The organism is Mycetocola sp. Y444 (genome assembly GCF_059445295.1).
In genome coordinates this window covers 344,223-366,577 of record NZ_JCAIUB010000002.1, presented here as the reverse complement: position 1 = coordinate 366,577, position 22,355 = coordinate 344,223, and the positions used below count along the sequence as shown (strand labels likewise).

Genomic DNA, 22,355 nt, shown 5'->3' with positions numbered 1-22,355 from the left:
CCGTCAGCTGCCGTGGTGCGGGCGCGGGAGCGCCGCTGCCGCCGCCGATTCCTCGGCAGCGTCCCTCGCGATCGCCGTGGTCTCGTCGGCTGCGGCCTGTGCGTCGGCGGATGCCGTCTGTGCCGCGTTCGACGCGGCATCCGTTGCCTGTTCCTTGGCGGCTGTGGCAGCCGAAGCAGCGGATCGTGCTGCGACCGCCGCGCGGTCCCCGTCCGCCGAAGCACGAGCGAGCGCCTCAGCGGCCTGCGCCTCGGCCGCGCGCTTCGCTTCGGTGGCGGCGTCCTCGATCCGGTGCAGCGCAGCATCCGCCTCCGCCTGGGCGTTGGCCTTCGTCTCGGCGAGCGTTGTGGCCGCTCGTTCTGCGCCCAGCGGCTCGGCGGGCACGGCTGGCGGGGCAGGCTGGGCTGGCGGGGCAGGCTGGGCTGGCTGGTCGGTGGCGTCGCTCATGCAGTGAGCCTAGCTCTGCTTCGGGCGGAAAAACGCGGGGGCAGTCCGGGAATAGGGCTTTGCCCCCACGATTTTCCTCCCGAAACGCACGGGTGTGCCACAGCCAGCGCCTGTGCCCGGGTGGGACGCGCGGGCCGGCACCTCTGCTTCGGGCGGAAAAACGTGGGGGCCGTCCCCGAATAGGGCTTCGGCACCACGATTTTCCTCCCGAAACGCTCGGGTGTGCCACCTAACCCGCGGGAAGCAGCTTCTGCTCGAGGAACTCGTTGACGAACACACGATCGGGGTCGAGCCGCGCGGCGAGCGCCCTGAAGTCGTCGATCCGCGGGTAGAGGCGCTCGAGCGACTCACGGCCGGCAGTGAAGACCTTGCCCCAGTGCGGTCGCGCGTCGAACGGCGCGAGCGCGGCCTCAAGCTCGGGCAGAAGTGCCTCCACCTCGTCCTGCTTCTTGAACCAGGTGAAGTGAAGCCCAACGGCATCCGTCTCGAACGCGGAACTCAGCCACAGTGTGTCCGCGGCGATCGTCCGCACCTCGCACACCTGGAGGAGCGGCGCGATCTTATCGGCCAGCCCGCGCACAGCGGCGAGCGCCGCAACAGCGTGACGACGCGGCACGAGGAACTCGGACTGCAGTTCTTCACCGTTCGACGGTGTGAAGTCCAGCCGGAAGTGCGGCAGGCGGTCAAGCCACGCACCGGGCACGCCCATCTGCGCCGTGCAGTTGACGGCGGAGATTCCGGGCAGCGGATGCCGGTCGGCCGGCGCGGGCAGCGCACCGAACAGGTCGGTAGGAGGAGCGGCGTCGACATCCGGGCGGCGCTTCAGCCAGACCTGGTCGATGACGTCCGGGTCGCGCCAGGTCGTGAACAGGGAGACGCTGTAGGCCGCGCCAGTGATGGCGTCGAAGTTCGAGGTGGCGGCATCGAACGGCAGTCGCTCGAACACGGTCTGCTCGATGTCGTAGGTCGGCTCGATGTCGAGTGCAACCCTGGTCATGACGCCGAGTGCGCCGAGGCTCACCACGGCACCGTCGAAGTCAGCGTCGCCGCGGCGCAGTTGAACGACGTCACCGCTCGCCGTGACGATTTCCACCGCAGCGACGGAACCAGCGAGCGACCGCACGCCGTTGCCTGATCCGTGGGTTCCCGTAGCGATCGCGCCGCCGACGGAGATGTGCGGAAGGGATGCGAGGTTGGCCAGGGCCCACCCCTGTCGCTGCAGTTCGCCGGCGAGCTCCCCGTACCGCATTCCGGCGCCGACCGTCACGAGCCGTTCATGCTCCTGAATATGCGGCGGGAAGACGAGGTTCGACGTCGACAACAGAAGGTCTGCCGAGTCCGCGATCGGGTTAAACGAGTGCCGCGTGCCGAGAGCACGCACCGCCGTCGCGTCCGCGACCAGCCGCTGCACGTCTTCGACGCTCGACGGCGCTTCGATGCGCCTGGCCCGGTAGGCGTGGTTGGCTGACCAGTTGGTTCCGATTTCGAGAGACACAGAGCCCTTTCGTTCGCTCGTCGTGGCAGGGATCCGCACGCCGCTCAGGCAACGGATGCCCCAGCGCACGTACGGCAGCGCCGACTGCTCCATTCTGCCGGTGCGGCAGCCCTACCCGCCACACCGATTCCCTCGGGCCGAATTCAGCGGCCGGGCGCGTCCGTCCCGCCCACGCCTGCCGCGCGGACCGAACCGGCACCGGCGACACCGGCTCCGGTTCCGGCATGGTTCCCGGTCCCCGATCCGGTTCCGGTCGTCGACTCGGCTGCGGCATCGGCGGACTGCTCCGGTGCCGGCACCATGCCCTCCTGCACGATCGTCGTTGCGAGCGGCACTTCCTTGACGAAGCAGAGCAGCACGGCCGCGACCAGGATCAGCGGCGTCATGTAGAGGAACACGGGCGTCAGCGAGTCGTTGTATGCACCGACCACGATGTCCTTGACCGGGCCGGGAAGCTCCTTGACCATCGTCGGGGTGAACGAATTGGTGTCCGTCTCGGGAGAACCAGCAGCCCCCGGCATCCGCTCGGCCAAAAGGTCGGTGAGGCGGGCGACGAACAGGCTGCCAACGATCGCGGAGCCGAGTGAGGCTCCGATCTCGCGGAAGTAGTTATTCGAGGCCGTCGCGGTGCCGACCTCTGACGCGGGGAACGTGTTCTGCACGACGAGCACGAGCACCTGCATGCTGAGCCCAAGGCCGAAGCCCATGATGGCCAGGTAGCTGCAGAGCACCCAGATCTCCATGTCAGGAGTCATGGTGGAGAGCAGCACGAGCGAGACCGCGACGATGAGGGTACCGAGGATCGGCATCCACTTGTAACGACCGTACTTCGTGATCAGGAAGCCCGATCCGATCGACGCAACGAGGAGCGCGGCAAGCATCGGGATCATCAGGTAGCCGGCCTGCGTCGCGTTGACGCCGCTGACCATCTGCAGGTAGGTCGGGATGTAGGCGAGCGCACCGAACATCGCGATACCGATGATGAGGCCGGCGATCGTCGTGAGGTTGAAGTTGCGCTCGGCGAACAGGTGCAGCGGCATGATCGGCTCGACGGCCCTGCGCTCGACGACCACAAACCCGACGGCGGTGACAACTCCACCGACGATGAGCGAGATGATGATGAGCGAGTCCCACTCGTAGGTGTTTCCGCCCCAGGTGGTGACAAGCACGAGGCAGGTCGACGCGATCGCGAGGAGGATCATCCCGGCGACGTCGAGCCGCGGCTTGCCGTTCTCGTTCTTCGGCAGACGGAGGAACAGAACGGCGGCGAGGATGGCGAGGCCGCCGAGCGGGAGGTTCATCCAGAATGCCCAGCGCCAGCCGATGCCCTCGGTGAACCAGCCACCGAGCAGCGGCCCGGCGATCGAGGAGAGGGCGAAGACCCCGCCCATGACCCCCATGTACTTGCCGCGCTCACGAGCGGGAACGACGTCGGCGATGATTGCCTGCGACAGGATCATGAGTCCACCGCCACCGAGGCCCTGCACGGCGCGACCGGCGATGAGCCAGCCCATGTCGCCGGCGAGGCCGCCGATGACGGAGCCGGCGATGAAGAGGCCGATTGCCGCGATGAAGAGCCCCTTGCGACCGACGAGGTCTCCGAGTTTCCCGTAGACGGGCATCACGATCGTCGTGGCGAGGATGTAGGCCGTTGTGACCCAGAGCATGTGATCGACACCGTTGAGCTCGCCGACGATGGTCGGCAGCGCGGTGCTGAAGATGGTCTGGTCGAGGGACGCCAGGAGCATCGTGACCATGAGGCCGATGAACACAAGCATTACGTTGCGCTTGTTTTCACGCAGGTCAGGATTCTCGGTACTCATCCGAATACTCTTGCAGACGGTGCAAGTTTGCACAAAAGGCAAGCTTGCGTTGCGCGATGCTACCCGGCGGCGGTGACGCTACCGGGTGATCACCCGTGGGGGCACGAGTTCCAGTTCGCGAACGAGGTCGGTACGCACGCTCACTCCCGACCCTGGCCCGGTCGGCACCGCGAGCCGCCCGTTCGAGAGCACGAAGGGCTCGGTGAGGTCTTCGCGGTAATAGCGGTCAGACGCACTGGTGTCGCCCGGGAGCGTGAACCCCGGCAGGGCCGCGAGCGCGACGTTCATCGCGCGGCCGATGCCGGTCTCGAGCATCCCGCCACACCAGACGGGATGTCGCGTTCGACGCACGCATCGTGGATGGCAACGGCCGGGAGGTAGCCACCGACCCGCCCCGGTTTGATGTTGACCACCGACGTTGCCCCGCGCTCGATCGCGTCGATGGCAACACCGACGGACACCACTGATTCGTCGAGGCAGACCGGTGTCTCAATGGCCTCGGCCAGGGCGACGTGCGAGGCGATGTCCTCCTCGTCGAACGGCTGCTCGATGAGGAGCAGGTTCGAGGCATCGAGTTCCTTCAGGCGGGGGATGTCGTCCCGTACGTATGCCGTGTTGGCGTCGACCTGCAGCGCGGCATCCGCACCGATCAGGTCACGAACACGACGCACAGGCTCAAGATCCCAGCCCGGCTTGATTTTGAGTTTGATCCGCAGGTACCCGGCATCGACGTAGCCCTGCACTTCGTCGAGAAGCGCGTCGATCGAGGTGCTGATGCCGACCGAGACCCCGCAGTCGACCTCCGACCGAACCGCGCCCAGATAGTTCGCGAAACTGACCCCGGATGCCCGCAGCTCGGCATCGAGGACGGCCGCCTCGAGCGCCGCCTTGGCCATGCGGTGGCCCACGACCCCGGACAGCAGCCGCCCGAGGTCGCTGGCCGTCACATCATCCGCGGCAAAAAGACGCGGAGCGAGGTGGTGTTCGATCACGTGCGCGCACCCGTCCACGTACTCGGAGCTGTAGCCGGGAGCCGAGCCGGCCACGCACTCGCCCCAGCCATCGCCGGTGTCGGTTTCGAGGTGAACGAGCAACACGTCACGGGCACTCTCGCGGCCGAAGCTGGTTTCGAACGGGCGCACGAGCGGCATCCCGACGCGGTGGAGGGTGATCGATCTGACCTTCATCCGCCGAGACTACCGCTGGCGCCGCCCGCGCGACGCGCTACCGGCCACCGGCGACTGGCCGGTTCCGCTGCTTCACGCCGGCTGTGCCATACGGATAATCGTCCATCACTGGCGCGCTGGCATCCGTCAACCGGTCAAGCTCCTCCGCGCTGAGCTCGAGGTCGACCGCAGCCATGTTGTCGTTCAGCTGCTTGACGGTGCGCGCACCGAGGATGACCGACGTAACGGCGGGCTGCGCCCCGAGCCAGGCGAGGGACACCTGTGACGCACTCACGGAATGGGCTTCGGCGATCGCGGCCACCGCATCGAGGACCCGCCAGGTGCGCTCACTCGCGTTCCGCGCCTCCCAGGCCTCCATTCCGCGCTCCGGGTTCTCGCCGAGCCTCGTCGATCCGGTTGGCGGGACGTCCCGCTCGTACTTGCCGCTCAGCCAGCCACCGGCGAGCGGCGACCACGGCAGCAGTCCGATCCCCGCATCGAGCGCAGCGGGCACAACTTCGTGTTCGATATCGCGCACGAGCAGGTTGTATTGCGGCTGAAGCGTGACCGGTGCCGTGAATCCCGATGCGGATGCCGTGTGCACCGCTTTGGTCAGCTGCCAGCCCAGGTAGTTCGAGAAGCCGTAGTAGGAAATCTTGCCGGCAGTGACGGCATCGTCGAGAAAGCGCAGCGTCTCGTCGATCGGCGTCAGGGCGTCCCAGGCGTGCATTTGGTAGAGATCGATGTGGTCGACCTGGAGTCGTGTGAGTGACGCGTCGAGCGCCGCCCGCAGGTGACGGCGAGAGAGGCCGACATCGTTGGGCCCGTCGCCCATCGGGAAACGCCCCTTGGTCGCCAGCACGATCTGTGCCGCCTCGGTGGGGTGCGTGCTGAGCCATCGCCCGATGATCTCTTCTGAGACGCCAGCCGAGTAGACGTCGGCCGTGTCCACGAACGTGCCCCCGCGCTCGGTGAACGCCGTGAGGATCTCTCCAGAGGCCTCCTCGTCTGCTTCTGCGCCGAACGTCATGGTGCCGAGAGCCTGCGCCGAGACGACAGCCCCGGATCGGCCGAGAGTACGAAATTCCATAGGTGATCTCCTTCGATTCAGCCCCGACATTACCCACGTAGCCGTCAACGCCACAGGGGTTGCGTCAGGGCACATCACGGCCACCGGTTTCGAGGCTCAGGGCTCCGGGGTGCGCTGAACCTCGGTCGGCGGCGTGAAAATGTAGCCGCCGTCCTCGAACGTCACGGTGAGCCCCTCGGCGAACGCCGGCTCGAAGACCGCGCGCGACGCGGCCCGCAGCTCTGCCGCGGCATCCGGGTCGCTCTGTCGAAGGCCCTCGTAATCGGGATGCAGTTCCAGGCGGATGCCGGTCGCAGCAGTGCCGAGGTCGGGTTGCGGCCCAGGGGCACCGGTGAGCGCCCGGTCAATGGCCTGGGCGACCTGGAGGGAGTCGAGCTGCCAGCTCACCTCGAAGCGGTCGGTCGAGTCCGTTCCGGAGATTGCATCATCGAGCACGCCGTAGAAGTCGGGGAGGTACGCCCGCACCGTCGCCCCGAGCTTCTCGAGGTTGAGGTGCGCGTTGCGGCGGATGAGCGGGTCGAACGTCCAGCGCACTTCGGTGACCCCGTGCTCGAGTGCGAGCGCCCGCTGCGCCAGCTTGAGCGCGAAGCCCACTCCCCCTCGTGCCGATGGCCGCACCGCTGTGGAGTGCGAGTGCACGTGGAGCCCGTCGTCCCAGCCCAGCACACCGAGAAGCGCCCCGACCACTTCGCCGTCGCGAGAGGCGATCAGTACCGTGTTGCCCGCGTGGGCAACGGCCTGAATGAATGAGGGTTCGGGACCGGTGCCGCGCCCCCAGGTCTCGTCGAAGAGGCTGGCGATTGCCGCATAGTCATCGAGCCCCGACGCCGACCGAACGAGAACGCCAGCGGCATCCGCCGCCGTTGTTGCGTGGTGGGCGGCCTCGGTCACAGAACCGGTTCCTTGCTGTCAGGCACCGCCGCGGACTTCTTGCCTCTCGGTTCACCGGAGATCCGCGACGCGAACGGTGCCCAGAGGATCAGCACAACGCCGGCGCCGAGCAGCGCACCGCCGACGGTGTCGGTGAGCCAGTGCACACCGAGGTAGGTTCTGGAGAACATCATGAGCGCCACCCAGATGGCACCGGCGGCCCAGACCCAGACCCGCGGGAAGATGATCCCGAGCGCGACGGCCATTGTCGCCGCGTTGGCCACGTGCCCCGAGGGGAATGAACCGAAGTCGCTCGTCACGAGCATCTCCTCGGGTCGTGCGCGACCGACGATGCTCTTGAGCAGTTGGGCGATGCCAACGCTCACGAGCGACGCGACGGCGAAGAACAGCGATGACCACGGACGCTTGATGAGCAGCAACGCGATGACGATGAGTATCGGGAGGATGTAAGTTCCGAAGATCCCGCCGCCGATCCAGTTCATGCCGTACGACAGCCAGTCGAGGAACGGCAGGCGCTCCTCGAATACTTCCTCGCTCCACTCGGAGTCGAGCTCGAACGGCAGCGTGTTGCCGCGCTGAGCGATGAGGAACGCAAGCACGACGCCGAGGGCCAGGGCGATTCCGCCCGAGATGTATGGCCAGCGGTTGGTGACGCGTTTCGCGGCGGGGTCTGCGTGTATCTCTGACATTGGTTAATCATGCCCTGCACAGCCCATTTGCGTGCGGCGCACCCAACCGTTGACTTTCCCACCCACGCTGTGCATTGCCGGGCGCGGGTGGGAAAGAAGGCAGATTCAGCCCACGGTATCCGCGAGGGCGAGGGCCGTGACTCCAACCTGGACGTAGCGCGGGGATGCCGTTGTCACGAGAGCCTTGTCGCCCGTGATCTCCAGTCGAGCCTCGGTTTCGCGCGTGTCGCAGGACGGCCCGACCCAGAGTTCCACGGCGCCCGGCTCGACGATCCGCTGCATATTCGCGTCCGAGAACGCCAGCCGTGCCGTCGGCACCTGGAACTCGACACTGACTGCTTCTCCCGGCTTGAGGACGACCCGGGAGTAGCCGAGCAGCTGTGCGACCGGGCGGGTGACGCTCCCGTGCACATCCCGCGCATAGAGCTGTACGACATCCGCCCCCTCGACGTCGCCCGTGTTCCGCACGATGACCCGAGCGGTGAAAGTACCGCCAGCGGCGACGGTTGGCGCGCCAACGGTGAGCTGGCTGTGTTCGAACGAGGTGTACGACAACCCGTGGCCGAACGGCAGCACCGGTGCGCTCGATGCGCTCGTGATCTCCGACGGGCCACCCAGAATCGGGTGGAGGTAGGAGTACGGCTGCGCGCCGGCGGAACGGGGAAGAGAAACGGGCAGCCGACCGGAGGGCACGACGCGCCCGCTGAGCACACCGGCAATCGCGCCAGCGCCCTCTTCTCCGGGGAAGAACGCCTGGACCACGGCACGTGGGGCCGTCGTTCCACTCACCGCCCAGTCGATCGCGTATGGGCGACCGGTGAGCAGCACGAGAACCACGGGGGTCCCTGTCGCGACCACGCGTTCGATCAGCTCGCGCTGCACGCCGGGGAGCTCGAGGCTCTCCACGTCGTTGCCTTCACCGACGGTTCCTCGACCGAACAGACCGGCGCGGTCCCCGGCGACGACCACAGCGACCTCGGCTCTGCGTGCGGCCTCAACGGCCTCGTCGATCGCCGATGTGTCTCTGCCTTCGACGTCACAACCGCGCGCCAGGACGATGTCGCTCCCGCCCAACTCGACACCGAGTGCCTCGGCGAGGGTGGGGATCTCAAACCCGAGGGGAACCTCGGGATGGTGCGCGAGGACGTGGTTTGCGAAGGAGTAGCAACCCATGAGCGCTTCGGAGGACGCTGCGTTCGGCCCGATGAGGGCGATGCGCTTCGGCGCGTCGGCTCCGCGGCCCAGGGGAAGCGTTCCGTCGTTGGTGAGGAGCACTAGCGATTCCTCGGCAAGCCTCCGAGCAACGTCGCGGTGAGCCGGCGAGTCCAGGTCGACGGCCTCTGGAGGCGAATCGAAGGTCTCATCGAGGAGCCCGAGCTCTTCCTTCTGCGACAGCAGCCGCAACACAGCGCGGTCCACGATTGCGACATCGGTGACGCCGCTCCTGATGCGCTCGGCAAGCGGCTCGAGGAAGGCATCCCCCGTCGGAAGTTCGACGTCGATACCGGCCTTCAGGGCGATCTCCGCCGCGTGGCCGAGGTCTTCGGCGACGGCGTGCATCACCTGGAGGAATGCGACCGAGAAGTAGTCGGAGACGACGACTCCGTCGAAGCCCCACTGCCCGCGAAGCACGTCAGTGAGGTAGGACTCGTCGGCAGCAACGGGGATACCGTCGATTTCGGCGTATGAGTTCATGACCGAACGCACGCCGCCGTCGAGCACGGCCATCTCGAAGGGAGGGAGCAGGACGTCTGCGATCTCGCGCCGTCCGGCATGCACCGGTGCGTGATTGCGCCCGCTCTGCGATGCGGAATAGCCGACGAAGTGCTTGAGCGTGGCGTGCACGCCCTCGGACTGCAGGCCGCGAACGTACGCCGTCGCGATGGTGCCGACAACGTACGGGTCTTCGGCGATGCACTCGTCCACGCGCCCCCACCGGGCGTCGCGAATGACGTCGAGGACGGGGGCGAGGCCCTGGTGGATGCCGAGCTCACGCATCGACTGTCCGATGAGCGCGCCCATCTCCTCGACCAGGTCCGGGTCGAATGCGGCGCCCCACGCCAGCGGCGTTGGGAAGGTTGCTGCCTGCCATGCGGCGAGGCCGGTGAGGCACTCCTCGTGGACGAGGGCGGGGATCCCGAGTCTGGTCTCCTCGCGCAAGCGCCTCTGCTCCGCCCACAGCCACCCCGCGCGCTCGGTCGGTTCGACCGGACGGGTTCCGTACACACGGGTCAGGTGCCCGAGGCCGTGCGTCGTCGCATCCGAGTACTTGCCGGTACTCGCCATCTCGCCCTGCATCGGTGCAACGATGTCGTCGCCCTGGTCGACCCAGTAGCCGACCAGCTGGGCAAGCTTCTCTTCCAGTGTCATCCGGGCGTGCAGCTCGCGCACGCGCTTCGATGTTTCAGGCACGCCCGAATACTCCATTACTGTCTCTCTTCTGTGTTTCCTGGTGCGAGCGGGTCGTGCGGCGTGGGAATCGAACAGTCGATCATCCCTTGACGGCGCCGGTCAACCCACCGACGATGCGACGCTCGAAGAGGCTGAAGAAGATGAGCGCGGGGATCATCGACAGCGACGTGAACGCGAGAACCTTCGCCGTGTCCACCGAATACTGCGAGGCGAACGACTGGACTCCGAGCGGCAGGGTGAACGACGCTTCGTTGTTGAGGATGAACAGCGGCAGGATGTAACCGTTCCAGCTGCCGATGAAGGCGAGGATGCCCGTTGTGATCACGCCGGGAACGGCGAGCGGCACAACCATGCGCCAGAAGAAACCGATCCGCGAGCATCCGTCGATGAATGCCGCTTCTTCGATCTCATCGGGGATGGCCCGGAGGAACGGCACGAGGATGATGATCGTTGTCGGCAGGGCGAACGCGATCTGGGGCAGGATGATGCCACCGAGGTTGTTCATCAGGCCGAGGTTCTTGATCACGAGGTACAGCGGGGTGATCGCGACCGTCATCGGGAACATCAGTCCGGCAGCGAACAGCGAGTACAGGATGCCCCGCGCGTTGAACTTGTACCGGGCGATGACGTAGCTCGCCATGAGGCCGAGAGCCACGACACCGATGGTGGTGGCACCAGCGGCGATCGTGGAGTTCAGCACCTGGCGCCAGAAGACCGACCCGACGAGCACGTCGATGTAGTTGCCGATGTTCCACGGCGCGGGGAAGCCGGACGGATCCGTCGAGATCTGCGCGTTGGTGCGGAAACCACCGAGGATGATGTACGCAACCGGCGCCAGCAGGAGGACGATGACAACGGCGGCGAGGACGTAAATACCGGGGTTTCCCCACGGCAGCTTCGGCTTCAGCTTCGAGAGGAGAGGACGGGGAGCGACAGCTGTTGTCGTGGTCATTTGCTGCTCTTTTCGGTGAGGGCACCGTCAGTGTCGCGCCGCAGCACGAAACGCTGGTAAATGAGGGCAACGGCGAGCGAGATCAGGAACAGGACGACGGCGACGGCGTTTCCGTAACCGAAGTTGCCGGAGGTCCGGCCGTTCGCGACCATGTACGTCGCCATGGTCGAGGTTCCCGCTGTCGACGCGATGTACTGGCCCCAGATGATGTAGACGAGGTCGAACAGCTGGAGCGAACCGATGATCGAGAGGAAGGCCCAAATACGAAGTGTCGGGCCGAGCAGCGGAAGGGTGATCTGGCGCTGGATCTGCCAGAAGGACGCTCCGTCGATCTGCGCAGCCTCGGTGAGTTCGTCGGGGATTCCCTGGAGACCGGCGAGGAAGAGGATGACGGCGAAGCCGATGTACTTCCAGGTGATGATGAGCATCAGGGTCCACATGGCGATGTCGGGATTCGAGAGCCAGTCCTGCTGGAGGAATCCGAGGCCGAGCTTCTCGAGCATTCCGTTGACGGCTCCGTTTGTCTGGAGCATGAGGCTCCAGCCGGTTCCGACGACAACCTCGGAGATCACGTATGGAACGAAGATCAGGACGCGAATGATCGACTGGCCGCGCATCTTCCGGTTGAGCAGCAGAGCCAGGAAGATCGCAGCTGGTCCCTGAAGGACGAGCGAGAGGACGACGATGATGCCGTTGTGGCGGACCGCGTCGATGAACGTCGGGTCCTGAAGGATCGTGATGTAGTTCTGAAACCCGACGAAGTCTGTCGCGGGTCCGTAGCCCTGCCAGCGGAAGAAGCCGTAGTACGCGGCCATGACGACGGGGAAGATAACAAAAGCGAGGAAGACGATCAGGGCCGGTCCGACGAGAAGGGCGATCTCAATGCGGGTCGCCCAGCTCATCTTCCGCCGGCGAACCGGGAGCGACGTGACGTCGCCCCCGGTTCGACCGTCACCCGCGGTCACCCGAAGTTCTGAGGGTGATTGGGTGCGAGTGGTCATAATGCGGCGAACCTAGCCCTTCTTGGCTGCGTCGTTGACGGCAGAGACGAGGCCCTTGGCGTCGGTCTTGCCGGCGAGCAGGTCGACAACGGCCACGTTCAGCGCGTTACCGATGTTGAGTCCGTAGACGGTGTCGAGCCACTGCGAGACGTACGGTGCTGCGTTGTACGTTTCGAGGATCTGCTTCAGGTACGGCTCGGTAACAGCTTCCTGGGCAACAGTGTTGACCGGAGGAGCGTTGAATGCCGCGTAGTACTCCTTCTGCACGTCAGCCGTAGCGAGGTAGTTGAGGAAGTCAACACACTCGGCCGGCGCGTCAGCACCACACGAGTAACCGTCAACACCACCGAGGACCGAGCCGGGCTCGCCCTCTCCACCCGAAACCTCGGGGAACGGGAACCAGGCGAGGTCGGCAAGCGGCTTCTCGTCGGGGGTGAGCGAAGCGATCACTCCGGGGTTCCATGCGCCCATGAGCTCCATGCCGGCCTGGTGGTTGGCGAGGAGTCCAGCTGAGCTGCCAGCGCCCTGCTGGGCGGAGGTGGTGAGGAAGCCGTCGTTGAACGGTTCGGTTCCGGCGAAGTCAGCCAGCTCCTGAGCTGCGTCTTCCCAGCAGGATGCCGTGAAGTCCTTCTCGTCTGCAGCCTTGGCCAGGGTCTCGGGCGAGCAGGCGCGGAGTGCGAAGTGGTAGTACCAGTGCGCTGCAGGCCATGCGTCCTTGGCGCCAAGGGCGATCGGCTGAACGCCGCTTTCCTTGAGCTTGGTTGCAGCGACCTCGAGGTCTTCGATGGTCGTAGGCGTCTCGGTGATGCCCGCTGCAGTGAAGAGGTCCTGGCTGTAGAACAGACCGCCGGGGAGTACGGCGACGGGCATTGCGTAGATCTTGTCTTCGAGCGTGTTGGCCTTGAATGATCCCTCGGGGATCTCTTCCTTTGCCGTGTCAGACAGCTTGTCGGTCAGGTCCATGAGCTGTCCGGCAGCCACCATGGCGGCCATCTTGCCGCCTCCGCGCTGCAGGAAGATATCCGGAGCGTCGCCCGAGTTGAGCGCCGTCTGGAGCTTTCCGTCGAGGTCTTCGTTCTGGATCGACTGGATCTTGATCTTTACGCCGTCGTTCTCCTTCTCGAAGTCGGCAACGGTCTTGTCCCAGAATTCTTTTCCCGGGCCCGTTGTCGAGTTCTGCCACAGAGTCATCTCGACGGATCCGTCGCTTGACCCGGCATCTGCGTTTCCGCATGCACTCAATGCGAGCGCGGCAGCCATCATGACTGCGGACCCGGCGAGGACTTTACGTGTCTTCATTTCTCACCTGTTCTCTTCTTTGAGCGACGTCCGCCATGGACGCCGTCGGTGCTTCACCGGCTGGGGTTGCCGGAGTTTCTCACTGCCGCGGTCCTTTGCTGTGGATGCGACGAGAGCCCGACCGCCTGGCATGTGGTCGGGATGCCGACGGAATCCCAACGGAAATCACGACGGTCGTACCCATGCTGAAGCGAACGAACCCTCGAAGTTTTGCAAGTCCCGACCTCAGTGTCAAACGTTTTCGAAAACCTTTTCCACGAGTGCTAGTGTCTGCCCTATGACTCGACGAGCGACAATCCACGACGTAGCCAGGGAGGCAGGCGTCTCGGTCGCAACCGTGTCGAAAGCCGTCAACGGCCGGTACGGGATCGCGGTGGACACGTCGCGGCGGGTCATGGATGCCGTGGAGAAGCTGGGGTACGCGTCGAGTCTCGTCGCGAGCAGCATGCGGTCGCGGCGCACCGGCGTTATCGGAGTGCTCGTGGCCGACTTCGAGCCGTTCAGCGCCGAGATCCTCAAGGGCGTCAGCATCGCGCTCAAGGACTCCGAACTCGATCTGCTCGCATACAGCGGGTCGCGCCAGCGCGATAGCGCAGGCTGGGAGCGCCGTTCACTCTCCAGGCTGAGCGGAACGCTCATCGACGGCGCCATCATGGTCACACCAACGGTCCTCGGCGCATCCTCCGACATTCCCATCGTGGCGATCGACCCGCACGCCGGTCCCGCTGACCTTCCCACCGTCGAGTCCGACAACTTCGGCGGCGCGCTGCTCGCGACACGGCACCTGATCCAGCTGGGGCATCGGCGCGTCGGGTTCGTCGCCGGCAGGCCCGACCTCCGGTCATCACGACTCCGCGAGGCCGGTTACCGCCAGGGCCTCAAAGAGGCCGGCATCCCGTTCCGGCAGGACCTCGTCCGGGTCGGGTTCTACCAGCAGGACACGGCGAAGGAAAGCACCGCATCGCTCCTCGGCGGTCCGGAGCGGCCGACGGCGATCTTTGCGGCGAACGACCTGTCCGCCATCGCGGTTGTTGAGACGGCCGCAAGCCTCGGTCTCACGGTGCCAGGCGACCTCTCGGTTGTCGGCTTCGACGACATCCCCGAGGCGGCGAGGCTCTCACCGCCACTGACGACGATCCGCCAGTCCATGCAACAACTCGGCGAGGATGCCGTTGGCCTCCTGCTCGCGCTCATGGAGGGTCAGCAACCCGCCGAAATGCACATCAGGCTCCCGACCGCACTGGTCCGGCGAGCGACAACGGCTGCTCCCGGCGCGTAGGCCACAGCCACACCGACTGGTCGACCCGAACCCGAGCGACATAGTCGATCTCCGACTCGCACGTGTCAAGCCCGCGACATGAGCAATTCTCAGTCGCATACTTGCTGACCACGACCCGTTCAACCCGAGGCGATCCGTGAGTCGCCGTCTTTCCGCACGCAATCCACCCGCGTGCAGGGGAACGTTCGTCGTGCCTTCGCCCAGGCGAAGAACCCTGCCCGGCACCGGGTAGGGACAACGAGGAAATGAGAACGAAAATGATTGATTCGAACGCAACCGGCAGCCTGATTGGCGCAACAGTCCTCGACCCCAACGGGGACAAGATCGGAAAAGTCGGACAAATCTACGTCGACCCGCAGGATGGTCACCTGGAATGGGCGAGCGTCAGCACCGGGTTGTTCGGCACATCTGAGTCCTTCGTTCCACTGGAGGACGCAACGTTCGCTGGTGAACAGGTTCACGTGTCGTACGACAAGGACTTCGTGAAGGATGCTCCGCGCATCGAACCAGAGGGAGCGTTCAGCCCCGAGGAGGAGCAGCAGCTGTACACCTATTACAGCCGGGACTACACCCCGGCGACACAGTCGAACGACACCGAGTCTCGGAACATGGATGCAACGGTCGGGCACGACACCTCGGGACCCAACACCGACTCCGCGATGACGAGGTCAGAGGAGCAGCTCCACGTCGGGACCGAGCAGGTGCAGACGGGGCGGGCGCGACTTCGCAAGTACGTCGTTACCGAGGAGCAGAATGTCACTGTTCCGGTCACACACGAAGAGGTCAGGCTCGAGCGTGAGCCGATCACGGACGCCAACGCGGCCGACGCTCTCTCCGGTCCTGACATCAGCGAGGAAGAGCACGAGGTCGTGCTCACCGAGGAGCGCGTGGTCGTCGAGAAAGAGACGGTGCCGGTCGAGCGCGTAAAGCTCGACAAGGAGCGGGTCACCGAACAGCAGAACGTCAGCGAGAACGTTCGCAAGGAAGAGATCGAGCTCGACACCGACGGTCGCGACGCAACGACCAGGTAAGTCACCGCAGGTCGAGCACCTGCCGGTACACAACGTGGGCTCCAGACCCGGCAGGGTCTGGAGCCCACGTGTGCGGCTACCGATCAGGCGAGAGCTACCGCCGACCACGACACGGGCGGCAGCGTCACCGTGAGAACGCCGTCAGCGAGTACCGCACCATCGAGCTCGCGCAGCCCGACCCGCTCGCGGTCATCGATCGTGTTCTTCGCGTAGACGTCGTCATCGTGGAGCGTGACCGCCTCGGTGATGGTCGCGGCGTTCAGTGACGCGAGGTCGACGCTCACCTCGATCGCCTCGGTCTGGCTCCGGTTGACGAGGAACAGCGCACTCGTGCCCGATTCGCCATCGGCGGTGGCAACCGCGTCGATCAGTGGCGCCGCGCCATACACCTCGGTGTCGTACGTTCCAACGTCGATCCGCGGGCGCAGGACATCACCCTTCGCGAGCCGGGACGTGACGGAGAACGGGAAGAACGTCGTCTGGCGCCAGGCTCCCCCACCCGGCTCGGTCATGATCGGGGCGATCACATTGACCAGCTGCGCGAGAGATGCGGATGCCACGCGGTCGTGGTTCTTCAGGAGCGTGATCAGCAGGTTTCCCAGCACAACGGCATCCGCAACCGAGTACACGTCTTCCAGTTGCCGCGGCGCATAACGCCACTCATCGTTGACCTCATCCGACGCCTGGTGTTCGTCGAGGTACCAGACGTTCCACTCGTCGAAGGAGAGCTTGATCTTCTTCTTGCTGCGCAGCTTGTTGCCGACGTGGTCGGCGGTGGCGACGACGGTTTCAATGAAGTACTGCATCTCGAGCGACGACGCGAGGAACGAACCGAGGTCGCCCTTGCGTTCCTGGTAATACGCGTGGCAGGAGATGTAGTCGACGTGCTCGTAGCTGTGCTCGAGAACCGTGCGCTCCCAGTCGCCGAAGGTCGGCATGCTCGAGCCGCTCGAACCGCAAACCACGAGTTCGAGGTCCTTGTCCGCAGCCTTCATGGCCTGCGCGGTCCGTGCGGCGAGCTTGCCGTAATCATCCGCGGTCATGTAGCCGGTCTGCCAGGGGCCATCCATCTCGTTGCCCAGGCACCACATACGGATGTTGTGGGGCTCGGCGGATCCGTTGGCCACGCGCTGGTCGCTGAGCGCCGTGCCCGACGGGTGGTTGGCGTACTCGAGCAGGTCGAGGGCAGCGTCGATCCCGCGGGTGCCGAGGTTCACGGCCATCATCAGTTCCGAGCCGGTGAGTCTGCACCAGCGGGCGAACTCGTCCGTGCCGACCTGGTTGGACTCGAGAGCGTGCCAGGCGAGGTCGCGTCGCACCGGGCGGCTGTCCTTCGGACCGACGCCGTCTTCCCACCGGTAGCCGGAGACAAAGTTGCCGCCGGGATAACGGATGGTGCTTGAGCCGAGCTCCTTGACCAGCTCGACCACGTCGAGGCGGAAGCCGTCGTCGTTGGCTGTCGGGTGCCCTGGTTCGTAGATGCCGTCGTACACGCACCGGCCCAGGTGCTCGACGAACGAGCCGAAGATGCGGCGGTTGAGTGGCGCGACGACCGCTGTTCGGTCGATGGCAATTCGTGCGGTGGTCACTGGATGACTGCCCTTCTATACAACGTTGTAAATGCAGTACCCATAGTGGCGGCGCGTGAGCGGATGGTCAAGTGTGCTGCGGTACTCGCTTGATTCCGGCTGGTGCGCCGCGGAACGCTCACACGGCGGTTGACTCCCGTGGGATCACCCGGAAGTCGGTCAGGTACCGCCGGGGCGTGTGCGGCTCCAGCCGGTTATCGATGCGCTCGGCCAGCACGCGCACGGCGGTGTCGGCGATCTCATTGCGACCAGGGTCGATGGTCGACAGCGTCGGCAGCGAGTATTTCGCCTCGTCGAGGTCGTCGAATCCGATCACGGCGACGTCGGCGGGAACCCGGAGCCCCGCCTCCTGGAGCACCCTCATCGCCCCGAGGGCGAGCGTGTCATTGAGCCCGAAGACCGCGTCGAAGCGAACGCCGGACGCGAGCATCGCGCGCATCGCCTCCGCTCCATTGCGCCGGTGCCAGAGCCCCGCGTAGCCGATGAGTCCCTCGTCGAACGGGATGCCGGCGTCGGCGAGCGCTTCCCGGTATCCCCGCAATCTCAGCGAGGCTGACCCGACCAGTTCCCCCTCGTGCGCTCCGAGAACGGCGATCCTTGACCGGCCAGCATCGATCAGGTGCCTGGTCGCGGCCTTCGCCGCCTCGACGTTGCGCATGGTGACGTGATCGGCGGGGCCGTCGAAGATCCGCTCGCCGAGCAGCACGAGTGGGTACGGCACATCGAGCAAGGCGAGGTCGTCCGGGCCCATGCCTAGCGGGCTGAAGATGAGGCCGTCCGTCAGCTGCAGCCGGGGGCTCGAGAGCATTTCGATCTCCCTGGTGCGGTCACCGCCGGCGGTCTGTTCGATGAGTACGACCAGGTGGCGACGTTCCGCAGCCTTGATGACGGCATCCGCGAGCTCCGCGAAGTAGCTCAGGCTGAGTTCAGGCAGGGCAAGACCGATGACCCCCGTCCGCCCCGACCGCAGACTACGTGCGGAGAGGTTCGGCTTGTACCCGAGCTCGGCGATGGCCTTGAGGACCCGCTCGCGTGTGGCGGGCCTGACGTGTTCATAGTCGTTGACCACGTTCGACACGGTCTTGATCGAGACACCGGCGAGGGTGGCGACGTCGTGCAGTGTTGTGGCCATCGAAGCCCGCCCTCCCCCGGAACGCTGCCCGTGAACCGTCATCTGCTAAAGAACCTACAACGTCGCACGTCGTCCCGGTGCGTGTACCGTGCCCGGCGGCATCTCCGCAGGCCACAATGGCCCCGGTGAGCGCACGTGCTCAGCAACAGCGCCCCTGCGGCTCACGGTCCCTGACGTCGTCGCGCTCCCGCCAGAACAGCTTCTCCGGCATCGGCGGGACGCCGGGGTGGGCGCTCCGGTGGTGTGCGACGTACACCTCGTATGCGTTATCGCCCATGACCGCGCGGACGTAGCGGACGATCGAGGCCAGGCCGTTGTGCACCATCGCACGCACCGCGGGCGCCCTGTCCACCAGCGAGCCGGCCATCAGTGCTTCGCCTTCTCTCGGCGCTCGGCGGCCGGCAGCTCGTCCCAGAGCTTCTGGATGCGCTTCTCCGGTTTCGTCGTGATCAAGCCGGACGGCCCGAAGATCCTCGAGGGAATGGCGGGATCCTCGGTGTTGACTCCTCCGCCGTTCTGGAACGCGCGCACCGTCCGGAACACAGCGATCGCGATGACGATGACCGTCAGGACGACGAACAGAATGGACAGGGTGCCCTGGACGACCGTGTTGCGCACGACCGCCTCCATCGCCTCTCGACTCGTCGCCGTTCCGAAGGTCTCCTCCCCCGCGGCGAGCGCCTCCCTGAACGCCGCGTTCTGTGCCCAGTAACCGACGGCGGGGACCGGTGAGAAGATCTTGAACAGCGACGCCGTCACGGTGACCACCGTGGCGAAGGCGAGGGGAAGCGCCACGACCCAGAGGTATTTGAAGTAGCCGCGGTCGGCAACGATGGCGAGGCAGACGGCGAGGGCGATCGCGGCGAGCAACTGGTTCGCGATGCCGAACAGCGGGAACAGGGTATTGATCCCGCCAAGCGGGTCGGTGACCCCCATGATCAGGATCGCTCCCCACGCCGCGACCATGATGGCGGTGCAGATCCACGCTCCGAGCGTCCAGCTCGCGTCCTTGAACTTCGGGAAGATGTTGCCGATCGAGTCCTGCAGCATGAACCGGGCGACCCGGGTGCCGGCGTCGACGGCTGTCAGGATGAACAGCGCCTCGAACATGATCGCGAAGTGGTACCAGAAGCTCATCAGTCCGACGCCGCCGATGAGCTGCTGCATGATGTGCGCGAGCCCGACGGCGAGGGTCGGCGCTCCACCGGTGCGGGAGACAATGCTCTCCTCACCCACATTCCTCGCGGTCTCCTCGAGCAGCTCCGGCGTGAGGTTCACTCCGGTCAGTCCGAGCGAGTTGACGTAGGCGACAGCCCCCTCGACGGTACCGAGCGTGTTGGCCGCCGAGATGTTCATGGCGAAGTAGAGTCCACGGTCGATCGAGATCGCCGCGACGAGCGCCATGATGGCGACGAAGCTCTCCATGAGCATCCCGCCGTAACCGATGAACCGGCTTTGACGCTCTTTCTCGAGGAGCTTCGGTGTGGTTCCGGATGCGATCAGCGCGTGGAATCCGGAGAGCGCGCCACACGCGATGGTGACGAACAGGAACGGGAACAGCGACCCTGGAACGACGGGACCACCGGCCGGGTTGCTGGCGAACTCGCTGAACGCAGGGACGGTGATCTCGGGGCGGACGATCACGATGGCAAGGGCGAGCATGAGGATCGTGCCGATCTTCATGAACGTCGACAGGTAATCGCGAGGCGCGAGCAGCAGCCAGACCGGGAGGATAGCGGCGATGAAGCCGTAGATGATGATTCCCCAGGCGATCGTGGTGCGGTCGAGGGTGAAGACCGCTGCGCCCCACGCGGTGTCCGCGACCATGCCGCCGCCGATGATGGCGGCGAGCAGGAGGACGAAACCGATGATCGAGACCTCGGTGATCCTGCCCGGCCGAAGGAACCGCAGGTACACGCCCATGAAGAGCGCGATCGGGATGGTCATCGAAACGCTGAAGACACCCCACGGGCTCTCGGCGAGAGCGTTGACGACGACGAGCGCCAGGATGGCCACGATGATGACCATGATGACGAGTGTGGCGATGATCGCCGCGGTCCCGCCGACCCTGCCGAGCTGATCGCGCGCCATCTGGCCGAGCGATCGCCCGCCGCGGCGGGTGGAGAAGAACAGGACGAGGTAGTCCTGCACAGCCCCGGCGAGGATGACGCCGACGATGATCCACAGCGTGCCGGGCAGGTAACCCATCTGCGCGGCGAGGACGGGACCGACGAGCGGCCCGGCTCCGGCGATCGCCGCGAAGTGGTGGCCGAAGAGCACCCGGCGGTCGGTGGGAACGTAGTCCTTGCCGTTGGCCTTGTATTCGGCGGGCGTCGCGCGGCGGTCATCGGGCCTCGTGATGACGCGCTCGATGAATTTGGAGTAGAACCGGTAGGCAATCAGGTAGGTACAGACTGCGGCGAAGACGAACCAGATCGCGTTGACCGTTTCCCCACGGACGATGGCGAGCATGACCCAGGCCAGTCCGCCGAGCAGCGCAATGGCTACCCAGAGGATGATCTTCGGCGGCGTCCACCTGCGCTCGTCGGCTTCCCGTTCGTCGTCGGGAACGGCCACGGGTGGGAGCGTCGGGTCCTGTGACAGAACCGCGGCATCGGCGGCCGCGTTCTGTGAACCGTTGCCGGTTTTCCGGTTCACTCTGCTGCTTTTGCTCTGGTTGGCGTCGTTGCCCATCGGAACCCCTCGGATCGCAGTGTCGGTGCTCGCCCGTCCCGCACAACGGCGTGCGGATGTTCCGATGGTACAACTCGACAGCCCCCGAACGGGTGGCTCCCGGCGTGTCTCGCCAAGCCGGTGGCCGACGCGCTAGCCGGCGAGCGCCGGGACCGTCCGTGGGCGCACAATGAGCCACACCGAAGCGACGGACACGAGGGCCGTCGCGAGCATGACTGAGCCCATCGGGACCGCTGAGTCGATACCGAGCACACCGACGATCGGTGAGATCAGTCCGGCAAGGCCGAAGTTGAGAGCACCGAGGAGCGAGGCTGCAGTGCCGGCTTCGTGCCCGTGGTTGACGAGCGCGAGAACCTGCACAGCGGGGAACCCGAAGCCGGCGGCCATGATGAAGAAGAACAGCGGAATCAGGACGCCGAGGAACCCCCCACCGGTCTGTGCCAGCACGATGATGGCGAGGGCAGTCAGCGCTTGAACAGCTGTCGTTACCGCGAGAATCCACTGCGGACCGATCGAGCGCATGAGCCTCGACGAGACCTGAACGCCGATGACGATGCCGATCGAGTTGATCCCGAAGAGGAAGCCGTACTGCTGCGGGTCGAGCCCGTACAGGTCCTGGAACAGGAACGACGAACTCGACAGGTACGCGAACAGGCCGGAGAAGCTCATTCCGCCGATCAACGCGACGCCGATAAACACCCTGTCGGTGAAGACCGATCGGTACCGGTCGCGCACCGTCGAGTGGCCCGAACCGTGCCTCTTCTCCGGGGGCAGCGTCTCGACGATGAACACCGTCACTGCGAGGATCACGACGACGCCGTACAGCGCCAGGAAGACGAAAAGACCACGCCAGTCGAGGAAGAGCAGCAGCTGTGAACCGATCACCGGTGCCAGGACAGGAGCGAGACCGTTCACGAGCGCCAGGCGTGACAGCATCCGTACCAGCGGTTTTCCACCGAACAGGTCGCGAACCATCGCCATGGCGACGACGCCACCGGCAGCGGCACCGGCGCCCTGCAGCACCCGGAAGATGCTGAGCCAGAGGATGTCCGGCGCAAAGGCCGCGCCGACGCTCGCAGCGATGTGCACGCTCGTCGCGAGAATGAGCGGAAGCCGTCGGCCAACCTTGTCGCTCCACGGCCCCATGAACAGCTGCCCGAGGGCGAAGCCGATGGTGGTTCCGGTGAGGGTCAGCTGAATGAGGGATGCCGGAACGTCGAGTTCCGATTCGAGCACGGGGAACGCGGGGAGATACAGGTCGATGGTGAACGGCCCGAGCGCGGTGAGAGCGCCGAGAACGACGATGTAGACGAGTCGCTGACGGCGGGTCAGCGCGTCACCGGGATGCACAACAGTAGAGGTCAC

Annotated in this window: 17 protein-coding genes and 1 pseudogene; 2 read left to right on the top strand and 16 right to left on the bottom strand. The window is 65.6% G+C overall.

Translation table 11 applies throughout. The features are described from left to right. Positions 1 to 3 precede the first annotated feature (3 nt). From AC1C2M_RS08485 to AC1C2M_RS08435, 11 genes and pseudogenes are all read right to left on the bottom strand, one after another. On the bottom strand, positions 4 to 447 hold the full coding sequence (locus AC1C2M_RS08485; RefSeq protein ID WP_495435941.1) for a hypothetical protein: 444 nt from the start codon (positions 445 to 447) through the stop codon (positions 4 to 6). 229 nt (positions 448 to 676) lie between these two features. Beyond that, entirely contained in the window at positions 677 to 1,942 is a 1,266-nt protein-coding gene (locus tag AC1C2M_RS08480; RefSeq protein ID WP_495435940.1) for a D-arabinono-1,4-lactone oxidase, read from the bottom strand. Between the two features lie 143 nt (positions 1,943 to 2,085). After that, positions 2,086 to 3,765 (bottom strand): MDR family MFS transporter, encoded by a 1,680-nt coding sequence (locus tag AC1C2M_RS08475; protein ID WP_495435939.1) that lies wholly within the window; start codon positions 3,763 to 3,765, stop codon positions 2,086 to 2,088. A 78-nt stretch (positions 3,766 to 3,843) separates the two neighbouring features. After that, positions 3,844 to 4,916 (bottom strand): annotated as a pseudogene (menC, locus tag AC1C2M_RS08470) (o-succinylbenzoate synthase). A gap of 73 nt (positions 4,917 to 4,989) precedes the next feature. Continuing rightward, positions 4,990 to 6,021 (bottom strand): aldo/keto reductase, encoded by a 1,032-nt coding sequence (locus tag AC1C2M_RS08465; RefSeq protein WP_495435938.1) that lies wholly within the window; start codon positions 6,019 to 6,021, stop codon positions 4,990 to 4,992. Positions 6,022 to 6,117: 96 nt separating this feature from the next. Further along, positions 6,118 to 6,912 (bottom strand): GNAT family N-acetyltransferase, encoded by a 795-nt coding sequence (locus tag AC1C2M_RS08460; protein WP_495435937.1) that lies wholly within the window; start codon positions 6,910 to 6,912, stop codon positions 6,118 to 6,120. Next, positions 6,909 to 7,601 carry a phosphatase PAP2 family protein gene (locus AC1C2M_RS08455; RefSeq protein ID WP_495435936.1) on the bottom strand — a complete coding sequence of 231 codons (693 nt, stop codon included), beginning with the start codon at positions 7,599 to 7,601 and terminating at the stop codon, positions 6,909 to 6,911. Before AC1C2M_RS08455 ends, AC1C2M_RS08460 begins: the two co-directional genes overlap by 4 nt. 105 nt (positions 7,602 to 7,706) lie before the next feature. Continuing rightward, complete coding sequence (locus AC1C2M_RS08450; protein WP_495435935.1) at positions 7,707 to 10,028, bottom strand: beta-xylosidase/alpha-l-arabinosidase; 2,322 nt, start codon at positions 10,026 to 10,028, stop codon at positions 7,707 to 7,709. Positions 10,029 to 10,092: 64 nt separating this feature from the next. Continuing rightward, complete coding sequence (locus AC1C2M_RS08445; protein WP_108390188.1) at positions 10,093 to 10,965, bottom strand: carbohydrate ABC transporter permease; 873 nt, start codon at positions 10,963 to 10,965, stop codon at positions 10,093 to 10,095. Then, the gene (locus AC1C2M_RS08440; protein ID WP_108390187.1) at positions 10,962 to 11,966 is read right to left on the bottom strand and encodes a carbohydrate ABC transporter permease; all 1,005 of its coding nucleotides are present in this window, start codon (positions 11,964 to 11,966) and stop codon (positions 10,962 to 10,964) included. The genes AC1C2M_RS08445 and AC1C2M_RS08440 overlap by 4 nt, the downstream gene beginning before the upstream one ends. Positions 11,967 to 11,978: 12 nt before the next feature. Continuing rightward, positions 11,979 to 13,265: an ABC transporter substrate-binding protein gene (locus AC1C2M_RS08435; RefSeq protein WP_483405309.1), complete on the bottom strand. Its 1,287-nt coding sequence runs from the start codon at positions 13,263 to 13,265 to the stop codon at positions 11,979 to 11,981. A gap of 277 nt (positions 13,266 to 13,542) precedes the next feature. Here AC1C2M_RS08435 and AC1C2M_RS08430 point away from each other — a divergent pair, with 277 nt between their 5' ends. Continuing rightward, positions 13,543 to 14,544, top strand: a complete 1,002-nt coding sequence (locus AC1C2M_RS08430) for a LacI family DNA-binding transcriptional regulator (protein ID WP_495435934.1) — start codon at positions 13,543 to 13,545, stop codon at positions 14,542 to 14,544. Positions 14,545 to 14,801: 257 nt separating this feature from the next. Then, a complete protein-coding gene (locus AC1C2M_RS08425; RefSeq protein ID WP_495435933.1) occupies positions 14,802 to 15,575 on the top strand; it encodes a DUF2382 domain-containing protein in 774 nt (257 codons plus the stop codon). A gap of 83 nt (positions 15,576 to 15,658) precedes the next feature. Here the strand turns inward: AC1C2M_RS08425 and arfA are convergent, their stop codons facing one another. The 5 genes from arfA to AC1C2M_RS08400 form a co-directional block, all read right to left on the bottom strand. Beyond that, on the bottom strand, positions 15,659 to 17,164 hold the full coding sequence (arfA, locus tag AC1C2M_RS08420; RefSeq protein WP_495435932.1) for an arabinosylfuranosidase ArfA: 1,506 nt from the start codon (positions 17,162 to 17,164) through the stop codon (positions 15,659 to 15,661). 118 nt (positions 17,165 to 17,282) lie between these two features. Further along, on the bottom strand, positions 17,283 to 18,296 hold the full coding sequence (locus AC1C2M_RS08415; protein WP_483405305.1) for a LacI family DNA-binding transcriptional regulator: 1,014 nt from the start codon (positions 18,294 to 18,296) through the stop codon (positions 17,283 to 17,285). A gap of 139 nt (positions 18,297 to 18,435) precedes the next feature. Continuing rightward, positions 18,436 to 18,663, bottom strand: a complete 228-nt coding sequence (locus AC1C2M_RS08410; protein ID WP_495435931.1) for a YbdD/YjiX family protein — start codon at positions 18,661 to 18,663, stop codon at positions 18,436 to 18,438. Then, complete coding sequence (locus AC1C2M_RS08405; RefSeq protein ID WP_495436489.1) at positions 18,663 to 20,900, bottom strand: carbon starvation CstA family protein; 2,238 nt, start codon at positions 20,898 to 20,900, stop codon at positions 18,663 to 18,665. The genes AC1C2M_RS08410 and AC1C2M_RS08405 overlap by 1 nt, the downstream gene beginning before the upstream one ends. Before the next feature lie 222 nt (positions 20,901 to 21,122). After that, entirely contained in the window at positions 21,123 to 22,355 is a 1,233-nt protein-coding gene (locus AC1C2M_RS08400) for a multidrug effflux MFS transporter (RefSeq protein WP_495435930.1), read from the bottom strand.